The organism is uncultured Flavobacterium sp., from assembly GCF_937967675.1.
In the GTDB taxonomy this organism is placed as follows: domain Bacteria; phylum Bacteroidota; class Bacteroidia; order Flavobacteriales; family Flavobacteriaceae; genus Flavobacterium.
Genome location: NZ_CALBSN010000108.1, coordinates 22,304 through 35,142, shown reverse-complemented (window position 1 = coordinate 35,142; position 12,839 = coordinate 22,304). Strand labels below are relative to the sequence as shown.

12 protein-coding genes are annotated in these 12,839 nt (G+C 31.2%); 8 read left to right on the top strand and 4 right to left on the bottom strand.

Going from position 1 to position 12,839, the window contains the following annotated elements:
• Positions 1 to 192: 192 nt before the first annotated feature.
• Positions 193 to 1,092, bottom strand: a complete 900-nt coding sequence (locus Q0075_RS07520) for an EamA family transporter (protein WP_297868972.1) — start codon at positions 1,090 to 1,092, stop codon at positions 193 to 195.
• 149 nt (positions 1,093 to 1,241) lie between these two features.
• Here Q0075_RS07520 and Q0075_RS07515 point away from each other — a divergent pair, with 149 nt between their 5' ends.
• Both Q0075_RS07515 and Q0075_RS07510 read left to right on the top strand, forming a co-directional pair.
• Positions 1,242 to 2,657, top strand: a complete 1,416-nt coding sequence (locus Q0075_RS07515; RefSeq protein WP_297868971.1) for an L-serine ammonia-lyase — start codon at positions 1,242 to 1,244, stop codon at positions 2,655 to 2,657.
• Positions 2,657 to 3,031: a DUF2809 domain-containing protein gene (locus Q0075_RS07510; RefSeq protein WP_297868970.1), complete on the top strand. Its 375-nt coding sequence runs from the start codon at positions 2,657 to 2,659 to the stop codon at positions 3,029 to 3,031. The genes Q0075_RS07515 and Q0075_RS07510 overlap by 1 nt, the downstream gene beginning before the upstream one ends.
• On the opposite strand, the gene Q0075_RS07505 is transcribed toward Q0075_RS07510, so the two are convergent.
• Entirely contained in the window at positions 3,005 to 3,439 is a 435-nt protein-coding gene (locus Q0075_RS07505; RefSeq protein WP_297868969.1) for a nuclear transport factor 2 family protein, read from the bottom strand. The two genes, Q0075_RS07510 and Q0075_RS07505, sit on opposite strands and share 27 nt — an antisense overlap.
• Before the next feature lie 10 nt (positions 3,440 to 3,449).
• Complete coding sequence (gene nhaD / locus Q0075_RS07500; RefSeq protein WP_297868968.1) at positions 3,450 to 4,736, bottom strand: sodium:proton antiporter NhaD; 1,287 nt, start codon at positions 4,734 to 4,736, stop codon at positions 3,450 to 3,452.
• A 129-nt stretch (positions 4,737 to 4,865) separates the two neighbouring features.
• On the opposite strand from nhaD, the gene panB reads away from it, so the two are divergent.
• The 6 genes from panB (at position 4,866) to Q0075_RS07470 (ending at position 11,227) form a co-directional block, all read left to right on the top strand.
• Positions 4,866 to 5,684, top strand: a complete 819-nt coding sequence (gene panB / locus Q0075_RS07495; RefSeq protein ID WP_297868967.1) for a 3-methyl-2-oxobutanoate hydroxymethyltransferase — start codon at positions 4,866 to 4,868, stop codon at positions 5,682 to 5,684.
• 2 nt (positions 5,685 to 5,686) lie between these two features.
• Positions 5,687 to 6,385, top strand: coding sequence for an RluA family pseudouridine synthase (locus Q0075_RS07490; protein ID WP_291107004.1), 699 nt, complete (start codon positions 5,687 to 5,689; stop codon positions 6,383 to 6,385).
• Between the two features lie 59 nt (positions 6,386 to 6,444).
• Positions 6,445 to 8,448, top strand: a complete 2,004-nt coding sequence (locus tag Q0075_RS07485) for a PAS domain S-box protein (protein WP_297868966.1) — start codon at positions 6,445 to 6,447, stop codon at positions 8,446 to 8,448.
• Positions 8,449 to 8,450: 2 nt separating this feature from the next.
• Positions 8,451 to 9,806: a hypothetical protein gene (locus tag Q0075_RS07480; RefSeq protein WP_297868965.1), complete on the top strand. Its 1,356-nt coding sequence runs from the start codon at positions 8,451 to 8,453 to the stop codon at positions 9,804 to 9,806.
• A gap of 15 nt (positions 9,807 to 9,821) precedes the next feature.
• The gene (locus tag Q0075_RS07475; protein WP_297868964.1) at positions 9,822 to 10,676 is read left to right on the top strand and encodes a neutral zinc metallopeptidase; all 855 of its coding nucleotides are present in this window, start codon (positions 9,822 to 9,824) and stop codon (positions 10,674 to 10,676) included.
• A 134-nt stretch (positions 10,677 to 10,810) separates the two neighbouring features.
• On the top strand, positions 10,811 to 11,227 hold the full coding sequence (locus tag Q0075_RS07470; protein ID WP_297868963.1) for a DUF2452 domain-containing protein: 417 nt from the start codon (positions 10,811 to 10,813) through the stop codon (positions 11,225 to 11,227).
• Positions 11,228 to 11,269: 42 nt separating this feature from the next.
• Here the strand turns inward: Q0075_RS07470 and Q0075_RS07465 are convergent, their stop codons facing one another.
• Positions 11,270 to 12,805 (bottom strand): YifB family Mg chelatase-like AAA ATPase, encoded by a 1,536-nt coding sequence (locus Q0075_RS07465; protein WP_291106994.1) that lies wholly within the window; start codon positions 12,803 to 12,805, stop codon positions 11,270 to 11,272.
• Positions 12,806 to 12,839 lie beyond the last annotated feature (34 nt).

Genomic DNA, 12,839 nt, shown 5'->3' with positions numbered 1-12,839 from the left:
CACACATGAGTTGGTTGTTCCTAAGTCGATTCCAATAATTTTACTCATTTTTATAATAGTTAAATTTTAAATTTCAATTTTAAACTCGATGTACTTATTTCAATGATTGTGCCATTACGAAAAATAAGGAAAATTGACAGAAAACAGCTTTTGTCAGGTTTTGAAAACTGACAAAATGTCGTTTTATTATGATTATTTGAGTCTATTCTGCCTAAGATTTTTAAAATTAGCGACATTAAAAACCACGATAGAAATCAAAATCAAGGAATAAGAAACAATTTGGGCAACCGAAACCGATTCTTTGAAATAGAAAATTGCTAAAAAGAAATGAATCAATGGGTTGGTGTACATTAAAATCCCAACAGTAGAAGAATTTAATCCTTTCAATGCATACAAATTCAGGAATAAAGGAATAATCGTGAAGACAATTACAATGATTAAAAGTAGCGAATAAAACAAAAATTCGGTTGGAACTGCTCCACCATAACTGGGATAAAACGGTAATAAAATAGCTGAAGAAATTACCATTTGAACGGTCAATATCAAGAATTTATCAAAATCGCTATTCTTTCTTTGAGAAACCAAATAAAATCCGAAACTTAAAGCAATTATCACACTATAAATTAAATCTTTGAAATTCCCATAAGATAATATCAAACAACTAATTACGCATAATCCTACTGCTATCCATTGCCAAACATCTATTCTTTCTTTTAATAATATAAAAGCTAAAACTGTAGTTAGAATGGGACAAATAATATACGCGAAAGATGCCGATTGCAAACTCACATGATTCACCGCATAAATGAATAAAAACCAATTTAATACAAGCAAAAGTCCGCCAACAATCGTCATGATTACAGCTGATTTTTGCTTTTTCTTGGAAAGTTCTTTAAACGTTTTTTTCGCTTCAACAACAACTGATTTTCTAAAAAATAAATTAATTCCCAATAAGAAAGCCGTAGCAATAAAAACTCGAAAGAATAAAATATCTAGTGAAGCATAATCTGTTAAAGGCTTCAAAGCCAAACTGAAAAATCCCCAAATAACAAAGGCAATAAGAGCAGTTAAAAAATACTTATTTATTGGCATTACTTTTTTTTTGCAAAAGAACTAAAAAAGAAGGAAACCAAATCCCAATTTTATGTTATTAATTCAAAAGATTTGTAACAATTGAACTGTTTTACGTGTTGCATAATTTCAATTTTAAAAACTATCTTTGCTATAATAAAGAACTATTTATGGAATGTATTTCTGTTTTTGATATGTTAAAGATTGGTGTTGGACCTTCGAGTTCTCACACTCTTGGACCATGGCGTGCTGCCGAACAATTTTTAAAAGAATTGCGCAATCGCAATCTAATTGATAACATAATTGGTGTCAAAGTAGATTTATATGGTTCCTTATCATTAACTGGAAAAGGGCATGCAACAGATTTAGCCGTTATGTTAGGTTTAAGTGGTGCTGACCCAGAATATATTCCTGTGGAAAGCATTGATGTGATTATTTCGGCTATCAAAAACAAGAAAGAAATTTTCTTAGCAAATGAAATTATCATTCCGTTTTGTTTTGAAACGGATATTGTTTTCAACAGAAACTTTTTACCTTTTCATGCCAACGGATTAACTTTTACAGCCAAAACCGATACCGAAACGTATTCAGAAACCTATTATTCTATTGGTGGTGGATTTGTGGTAAAAGAAAAAGAAGACCATCACAAAGAAGAAATTTTACATACTTTTCCGTTTCCAATTGAAAAAGCAGATGAACTTTTAGCTTATTGTGCTTCAGAAAACAAGAAGATTTCGGAAATTGTTTACGAAAACGAAAAAACCATGCGTAGCGAAGAAGAAATTCACAACGAATTGCTCCGCATTTGGGACACGATGCTAGAATGTATGTACATTGGTTGTCATTCTGAAGGAATTCTTCCTGGTGGTTTAAATGTACGAAGAAGAGCGTATGACATGCACAAAAATTTAATTGGTGTTTTACCTTATGAAGACCCATATTCTTGGTTGCAAATCATCAGACAAACTGAAGTTAAATTCCGTCAGATTTTAAAATGGGTAAGTTGTTTTGCATTGGCAGTAAATGAAGTAAATGCTTCGTTAGGTCGAGTAGTTACCGCTCCTACCAACGGAAGTGCGGGAGTAATTCCAGCCGTTTTGATGTATTATTTGGTAATCGAAAATCACGAAGCGGGTGAAAAAGAAATCAAACAATTTTTAATGGTAGCGGGCGAAATTGGCTCTATCTTTAAAAAAGGAGCTACTATTTCAGCAGCTATGGGTGGTTGTCAGGCGGAAATTGGAGTTTCGAGTGCTATGGCAGCAGCAGCTTTGTGTGAATTGATGGGCGGAACTCCAGCTCAAGTTACGATGGCAGCCGAAATTGTAATGGAACATCACTTAGGATTAACTTGTGACCCGATTGGTGGTTTGGTGCAAATTCCGTGTATTGAAAGAAATACTATGGGTGCAATTAAAGCCATAAATGCAGCCGAATTAGCCTTAGAAACCGATGCTTTAAATGCAAAAGTACCTTTAGACAAAGTAATCAATACCATGTGGGAAACAGCTAAAGACATGAATACCAAATACAAAGAAACTTCAGAAGGTGGTTTAGCAGTTGCAGTTGGATTAGCGGATTGTTAATGAAAAACGAACGACTAAACTATTTTATTTCAATCTTATTAATTTTAATTCTTGGAATACTTTCAAGGAAAATATCGGGCATTCCATTGTTTATTGGAGATATTTTGTATGCTGTTTTGATTTATTTTGGGTTTCGATTTTTAATTATGGATTCGAAAAAATCAACCTCACTCCTATTGAGTTTACTTTTTTGCTTTGGTATCGAAATCTTACAATTGGTTCAAATTGATTGGTTAATTGCCATTCGGAAAACTACTTTAGGACATTACATTTTAGGTGAAGGTTTTCTTTGGATTGATTTACTTTGTTATGTAGTGGGAACTTTGATGGCTTATTATCTCGACAAATTATTTCTTTCTTCTCGTATCAATTAAATGAATAATTTGCCATTTTCCATTGTCGTTATACAAGGTAAAAGCATTGGCACCAATGTGACTTAGATTATCATTAACATAAAATTCATAAGGTGTCCATACATGCGCTAAGTTACCGTCAATTTCAATTTTATAATCAATCAACTTTTCAAAAACTTTTACGTTACTAGGAATATTGGCTATTGAATTTAAAAAATCATTAAACTTTTCCTCAACTAATTTATTTCCTTCCTTTGTATTAGCAATTGTTTTCATAACAATATCATTATGACACAATTGTTTTAAAGCAGTAGTATCTTTAGCATGAAAGGCAATAAAAAAGTCATCAACAGTTTTCTTAGGGTTAGCTTCCTGAGCAAATGATATATTAAAAAATATTAAAAGTGCTAATATGTAGTTAATATTCATAATATAATAATTAGTGTATTATCATTACCTGTATTAAATAGGTTACAATTCCAGCTATATAACCTATAACTGCTAATGGAGTAATTTTCTTGAGGTACCACATAAAAGTAATTTTTTCTTTCTCCATAACGGCTATTCCAGCCGCAGAACCAATTACTAACATACTACCTCCAGTTCCTGCACATAAAGCAATAAATTCCCACAGTGAATGGTCCATTGGATAATCTGTTAAGGAGAACATCCCTTGAGTAGCAGCAACCAAACTTCCGTTATCTACAATTGATGATAAAACACCAATAGCAACAATCATTGAATCTGTATTAGGTAAGTTTGTGATTAGGAAATTAGCCATTTCTTTTAAAATTCCAACTTCTTGTAAAGCAAAAACCATTAATAATATTCCCATAAAATAAAGAATCGAACTAATATCTACCTTAGTTAATGCATAAGCTACTGAAAACTTGTCTTTTTCTTCCTGAGACTTATTTCTATGGTAAACAATTGAAACTAAAGACACCATAGATAGCGAAATTAAAACTCCTATAAAAGGAGGTAATCCAGTTATGGCTTTTATTACTGGCACCATTACTAAACCTAAAACACCTGCAATAAAAACACTCATACTACCTCGCATTTTTTCTTCTTGTCTTACCTGCGCCATGGATACTTGTGCTCTAAGGACTGCAAAACCTTTCATTCTAAAACCTGCAATAATAACAGGAACTAATAAAACCATGATTGAAGGTAAGATTAAGATTTTAACTATTCCAAAAGCACTTACTTGTCCACCTATCCATAATAAAGTTGTTGTTACATCTCCAATTGGACTAAAAGCTCCCCCAGCATTAGCTGCTATTACAACAATACCTGATAAAATCATTCTTATCTCACCTTTTGGCATTAATTTTCTTAACAAAGTAACCATAATAATTGCAGTGGCTAAATTGTCAAGCAATGAAGACAAAAAGAAGGTAATAAATGCAACTATCCATAACAATTTAAAAACAGATGTTGTTCTAATTCTACTTGTTATAACAGTAAATCCTTTGTGAAGATCCACTAATTCTACTATAGTCATGGCTCCCATAAGAAAAATCAACAAACCAGAAATCTCACCAAAATATTCCATTAATTTTTCAGTAACTAAATGTTGATCGTCATGGCTGTAAATAGCAATAACAACCCAACAAACTGTTCCGGTAAGTAATGCTGTAATAGTTTTGTTTATTCGAATAGGAGATTCTAAAATAACTGACAAATAGCCAAGAATTGCAACTAAGAGTAATATTGGGATCATTTTTTAATTTTTAAAACGGCACTAAATTAAAACATTATTTAACATTAATTTAATATTTGATAAATATTTTTAAGCTTTTTAAAAAAGAAAATAACATTTACTACCTTTGTGATTCAAATACGATAAAACATGTCAGTAGCAAAGAAAGATTATAAAAGAATAACAACAAGAACCTTAATAGATATGAAAGAAAATGGAGAAAAAATCTCCATGCTTACTTCATATGATTTTACAATGGCAAAAATTGTTGATTCAGCTGGAGTTGATGTTATATTGGTGGGAGATTCAGCTAGTAATGTAATTGCAGGACATGAAACAACTCTCCCAATTACATTAGACCAAATGATTTATCATGCTTCAAGTGTAGTTAGAGCTTGTGAAAGAGCCTTGGTTGTTGTCGATTTACCTTTTGGAAGCTATCAATCGGATTCTAAAGAAGCTTTGCGTTCTTCTATCAGAATAATGAAAGAAAGTGGCGGACATGCTGTAAAATTAGAAGGTGGAAGCGAAATTAAAGATTCGATTAAAAAAATATTAAATGCCGGGATTCCTGTTATGGGACATTTAGGATTAACTCCTCAATCTATTTATAAATTTGGAACATATACCGTAAGAGCAAAAGAAGATGCTGAAGCCGAAAAATTATTAGAAGATGCAAAAATGCTTGAAAAATTAGGTTGTTTTGCCTTAGTTTTAGAAAAAATTCCTGCTGCTTTAGCTGAAAAAGTAGCTAAAAGTATCTCTATTCCAGTAATAGGAATTGGAGCTGGTAGTGGTGTTGACGGACAAGTATTGGTAATTCACGATATGTTGGGTATGAATAACGAATTTAGTCCAAGATTCTTGCGTCGTTATTTAGATTTATATGATCAAATGACAAGAGCCATTGGACAATATGTTACCGATGTTAAAAGTCAAGATTTTCCTAATATTAATGAGCAATATTAATTGTGTCTACTAAAGAAATTTCAACCAAAAACAATCTTCAAATTCTGCATGAAGACAATCATATAATTGTAATTAATAAACGTGTAGGCGATATTGTTCAAGGTGATAAAACCGGAGATAAACCACTTTCGGATGTAGTAAAAGAATACATCAAAGAAAAATACAACAAACCTGGAGATGTTTTTTTAGGTGTTGTACATCGTTTAGATCGTCCAACCACTGGAATTGTTGTTTTTGCGAAAACTTCAAAAGCCCTTACTCGTTTAAATGAAACGTTCAAAAACAGAGAAACTCAAAAAACCTATTGGGCAGTTGTGAAAAATTGTCCTCCAAAAGAAAAAGATACTTTAGTTCATTTCTTAAAACGAAATACGAAAAACAATACTTCAAAAGCGTATTTGAAAGAGGTTCCAGAAAGTAAAAAAGCAAGTTTAAGTTATCAAATCATCAAGAAATTAGATAATTATTTTGTTTTAGAAATTGATTTACACACAGGAAGACACCATCAAATTAGAGCGCAACTACAAGCAATAGGTTGTCCTATAAAAGGTGATTTAAAATATGGTTTTGACCGAAGTAATACTGATGGAGGGATTCATCTGCATGCACGTAAGTTAATTTTAACCCATCCTGTTTCCAAAGAAAACTTGACATTTATAGCAAAAACCCCAAACAACGTTATTTGGAATTCAATAATTTAACATGATTCATGTTTTTTTAAAGTTTTTTCACTACATTTATTGCAAATAATTCCGATGTAATGAAGAAAACTCTACTTTCACATATTACTTCTAATCAAAAAATCAAACAACTTGAGACGGAATTAGACTACTACAAAAGTAAAGATACTTTACAAGAGAATTTTGACTATTTTTTTAATGAAACTACTGATTTAATATGCATAGCCAATTTAGATGGTTATTTTTTAAAAATCAATCCCGCTTTCACTAATATATTAGGATATACTGAATCAGAATTAATCACTAAAAAATTCATCAATTATGTCTATTCAGATGATATAGAAAAAACCTTAAATGAGATAAATAATCTCAGCGAAGGAATTAATACTATCAATTTTAGCAATCGTTACTTACGAAAAGATGGGTCCAAAATTTGGTTACAATGGATTTCAACTATCAATTTAGAAACAAAAATAGTATTTGCAATAGCAAGGGATATTTCAGGAATTAAAAACACCCAAGAAAAATTAATACTTAGTGAAAAATTATTAAATGAATCCCAAAAAATGGCTAAAATTGGGAGTTGGGAATTTGATTTAATCAGCAACAAATTATATTGGTCAGATGAACTTTACAACATTTTTGAAATTGATAAAAGTGCAAAAGAAAATTTAGCCGAATCATATAGAAGCCGATTAACTATTGAAGATATAAATCACTTAGACCAGCTTGCAGATAGAACAATTAAAGAAAAAATATCATACGAAGTAGAACATCCTTTCACACTATCTGGAAATAGAAAAAAATGGCTTTTAGGATCTGGTGAACCTGTAATAAACGAAGCAGGTGAAGTAATTAAAATAAGAGGAGTTGCCCGAGATATTACAGCACAAAAAGAAAGAGATGCTGCAATAAAAGCAAAAGAATTTGCAGAGCTTGCTAATCAGGCAAAATCAGATTTTTTAGCCAACATGAGTCATGAAATAAGAACACCTTTAAATGGAATAATTGGATTTACTGATTTATTACTAAAAACAAAACTTGATTCAGATCAACAAGTTTACATGAGTAACATCAACCAATCTGCTAATTTACTTTTAGACATAATTAATGATATACTAGATTTTTCAAAAATTGAATCTGGAAAGTTTGAATTATCTTTTGAACCTGTTAATTTAAGATCATTAGCAGAACAAGTAATAGACTTATTTAAAAGTCATGCTCTTAATAAAAAAATTGATCTAAATTTAATGATTGATCCAAATATTCCAAAATATGTTATTACAGATAGTGTAAGACTAAAACAAGTATTAGTGAATTTAATTGGTAATGCCGTAAAATTTACAAACTTTGGAGAAGTCCTCCTTCAAATTGAAATTGTCAAAAAAAATAAAAACCAATTTGTCCCCATTCGTTTCTCAGTAATTGATACAGGTATTGGAATTCAAAATCATAATTTAAACAAAATATTCCAATCATTTGTTCAAGAAGATGTATCCACAAGTAAAAAATTTGGTGGTACAGGTTTAGGTTTATCAATATCAAATCAAATTTTAGAAAAACTAAATAGTAAAATAAATGTAAAAAGTGTTGTGGGGGAAGGTAGTAATTTTAATTTTACTATTAATTTTGAAACTGCTAATAGTCTTGCCACTAAAGAACAAATTTCGGGTTATGTTGACGAGAAAAAAAATAATAAATCTAATAAACTAAGTAAAAAATTTAAAATTTTAATTGTTGAAGACAATAAAATAAATATGTTACTTTGTACAAAAATGATTCATTCCATTTTGCCTAAAAGTACAATTTTAGAAGCTTATAATGGAAAAATGGCATTAGAAATATTAGAAAATCAAAATGTAAATTTAATTTTAATGGATATTCAAATGCCTATAAAAAATGGGTATGAAACAACAATTGAAATCAGAAATAATGATAAATTTAAAAATTTACCAATCATTGCATTAACTGCGGGTATTATGATTGGAGAAAAAGAAAAATGCATTGAAAATGGTATGGATGACTTTATTTCTAAGCCATTTAAATTAATTGAATTACAAACTATTATTAATAAATATATCTAAACATGAAAAGAATACAACTAATTACATTAACTATTCTATTATCAACTTCTTTATTTTCACAGGAGCATTTTAGTGGTATTACTACATCTAAAAGAGTAGGCTTATTGAATGCAACAAATAACCCAGCCGAATTAGCAAATATTAATTCAAAATTTGAAGCCAATATATTTAATTTTTCAGCCGGAATTTCAAATAACAAACTATCTTTTAACGACTTAATTAAAGGAAATAATCTTGAAGACAAAATATTTGAAGGTAATGAAGCAGTAAATTTAAGAATTGATTCTCAAATATATGGACCCTCTTTTGCATTTAAATATAATAAATGGGGGTTCGGAATATATTCAGTTGCCAACATTAAGGCTAATGTAATTAATGTAAACTCTCAATTAGCTGATGCTATACAAAACGGAAATTTGAGTACTATTTTTTCTCAAACAATCATTTCATCTAACGAAAACCAAAGATTAAATGCTACTACTTGGGGAGAACTTGGGTTTACTCTAGCAAGAAATATTATAGATTTACCAAAACATAAATTAAATATTGGTACAAACTTAAGATTATTATTTCCAGGTGCTTATGCAAATTTTTCTGCAAATAATTTCAGTGGTACTTTAATCAATAATATGGGAAATCTATCACTTACAAATGCTTCGGCAAATGTTAATATTGCTTACGCTGGTGTTTTAGCGAATGATTATAATGATCAAGGAAATTATAACGAATTCTTCTCTCAAGGAATTAATGGTTTTGCTGCTGATTTAGCTATTAATTATCGTTTAAAAGATGAAAATGACACAAATAGTTACAAATTAAATACCGGATTATCAATTAAAAACATTGGTTCTATGACCTTTAAATCGAATAACAATCTTAATAAAAATTATTCTTTAAATGTTGAAAATTTTGAAAGTTTAGATTTAAACCAATTTGAAAATGCTGAAAGTTTATCGGAAATTGAAACTATTCTTAATGACCCTGCTAATGCTAATTATTTTCAATCAACTTCAAGCACAGCTGATTATTCAGTAAAACTTCCTACTGTTATCAATGCCTATGCAGATGTTAGATTAGCAAAAAAATGGTTTGTTACAGCAAGTGTGAATCAAAAAATAAATGATGATTCTAAAAATGATTTTATAACTACACAAAATTCCTATACATTAATTCCAAGATTCACTACTAAATGGTTTGAAACATTTGTGCCTTTAGCCTCAAATGAAATTTCTGGGTTTACTAGTGGAATTGGATTTAGAGTGGGTGGATTTTTCATGGGATCTAATAGTGTTTTTTCTGCACTAGCTAATAACGGAAAACAAGCTGATTTATATTTAGGAATTCGATTTGGGTTATAATCAAAATTTGAAATTGTGAAATGGAAAGGTAGACGTCAAAGTGACAACGTAGAAGACAGAAGAGGAATGTCTGGCAGTGGAAAAGTAATTGCTGGTGGAGGTACCATAGCAATTATATTTTTTCTAGTAAAAATGTTTTTCCCTGAAGCAGCACCATTTGTTGATACTATTCAACAAAGTCAAGGTGTACAACAAACAGAACAAGTAGAACAAAGAGAACTTACTCCTGAAGAAAAGGAAATGGGAGAATTCGTTTCAACCGTTTTAGCTGATACTGAAGATACTTGGACTAAAATATTTGAAGAAAATAATTTAGGAACTTACAAACAACCTAAAATGGTATTATTTTCGGGTTCCGTTGAAACTGCTTGTGGTGGGGCAAGTTCTGCTTCAGGACCATTTTATTGTCCAGGCGATCATAAAGTGTATATGGATTTAGCTTTTTTTGAGGAGCTAAAAACCCGTTTTGGAGCTAAAGGTGGTGATTTTGCAATAGCTTACGTAATAGCTCACGAAGTGGGACATCATGTCCAAACCATTTTAGGAACTTCGGGAAAAGTTAGAAAATTACAACAAACCAAAAGTGAAACCGAAGCCAATAAATTATCCGTTTGTTTAGAACTCCAAGCCGATTTCTATGGCGGATTGTGGGCACATTATAACCAAAAATATTTAGAAGAAGGTGATATTGAAGAAGCGTTAAGTGCCGCTCATGCTGTTGGTGATGATGCCATTCAAAGTAAAATGCAAGGTCATGTTGTTCCCGATTCATTTACTCATGGTTCATCTGAACAACGTATGAAATGGTTTATGAAAGGATTCAAGTCTGGTGATATTCGATTAAGTGATACTTTTGCCGAAGAAATGTAGCTTTTCATCAATAATTTATTTTTAAAACAATTTTAGTCATTATAAGTAACTTATTTGAATATTTTTTGTAATTTTATTTAACTTTTAATTAATTTAATTAAACAAAAAGTTGGTAAATATTCAATCATAAAAATATGAAAAATAAAATTCCAGATAATGTTGTTTTTAATGAAGAGGAAGGTTACAATGCTAGTATGCTTGCCTATCCAACTAATGTTGGAGCACCCGTAATCAAAATAGACAATATTTTGGATTGGAAAAGTGTAGGAATTAGAAAAGTTAACAAAGAATTTGAAAGTAAATTCAATGAACTTAAAGCCGAATATGAGAAGTTAATGCAAGAATATGAATGGAACGAAATTATCTACAATTCCAAATATTCTTTCGAACCCATAATTGGTGAAACGTATCATTTATATCAATCAAATGATGGAACTCATTTCCTATCCTTGATTCACCCATCGCAATGGAATAAAGAATTTATTGGATCATTTAAATTAAATAGTGATAAAAAATGGATACATATTAGTTCCAAACAAGATTCATTTTAAAAAAAGAATTCTTCTTAAAAAAAAAAGAAGAATTCTTTTTTTTTATCCTAACCACCCTTCCCTATCCAAACTACGATACTGAATTGCCTCTGCAATATGATGCGATTGAATATTCTCAGAATTCTCTAAATCAGCTATAGTTCTAGATACTTTTAAAATTCTATCATACGCTCTAGCGGATAAATTCAAACGTTCCATCGCTGTTTTTAGTAATTGTAACGAAACCTCATCTAAAACACAAAATTCACGAATTAATTTGCTACTCATTTGCGCATTATAATGAATATGTTCAAAATTTTCAAAGCGTTGCGATTGAATCTGTCTGGCTTTTGTAACTCGCTCTCTAATTGCTACACTACTTTCTGCTTTTCGAGTTTCAGTTAGTTTTTCAAACGGGACAGGTGTTACTTCAATATGGATATCAATTCGATCTAATAATGGTCCCGAAATCTTGCTCAAATAGCGCTGCATTTCTTGAGGAGTAGAACTCACAGGTGCATTAGGGTCATTAAAATAACCTCCCGGGCTCGGATTCATACTCGCCACTAACATAAACGAAGATGGATAAGTAATCGTAAATTTCGCTCTAGAAATCGTAACTTCCCTATCTTCTAAAGGTTGGCGCATTACTTCTAAAACTTCTCGTTTAAATTCGGGTAATTCGTCTAAAAATAAAACGCCGTTGTGAGCTAAGGAAATTTCTCCAGGTTGTGGATAACTTCCTCCACCAACTAAGGAAACTGAACTCGCGGTGTGATGTGGACTTCTAAAAGGACGCTGCGCCATCAAACCTACATCTTTTGTCTTTCCAGCAACAGAATGAATTTTAGTAGTTTCCAAAGCTTCTCGCATCGTCATTGGTGGCAAAATACTTGGTAATCGCTTGGCTAACATCGTTTTTCCAGAACCTGGCGGACCAATTAAAATAATGTTATGACCGCCAGCAGCCGCAATTTCCATGCATCGTTTTATTCCTTCTTGGCCTTTAACATCGGCAAAATCGTGTTCTGGAAAGTTTAGAGTTTTTGAAAATTCTTCAGTTGTATCAATTCTTGTGGGTTCTAAGTTTCCTTTTCCTTCAAAAAATTCGATTACTTCGGTAACATTTGAAATCCCATAAACATCAATATTTTCTACTATTGCGGCCTCTTTGACATTTTGGATTGGAATCATAATTCCTTTAAAACCTTCTTCTTTGGCTTTAATAGCGATAGATAATGCTCCTTTTATGGGTTGTAAAGTACCATCAAGCGATAATTCGCCCATGATGATATAATTTTCGATTTCTTTTGAGGTAATTTGAGAAGAAGCCGCTAAAATTCCAACTGCAATAGTTAAATCGTAAGCAGAACCTTCTTTTCGTAAATCAGCAGGCGCCATATTTACAATGATTTTTTTACCGGGAAATTGATAGGAATTGTTTTTAAGTGCAGCAGCAATTCGAAAACTGCTTTCTTTTATGGCCGAATCAGGAAGTCCAACTAAATGATAACCGATTCCTTTTTCTGTGTTTACTTCTACAGTGATTGTAGTGGCCTCTACGCCAAAAACGGCGCTTCCGAATACTTTTACTAACATGGCTTATACTTTTTAAATGGCTTATATAGATGCA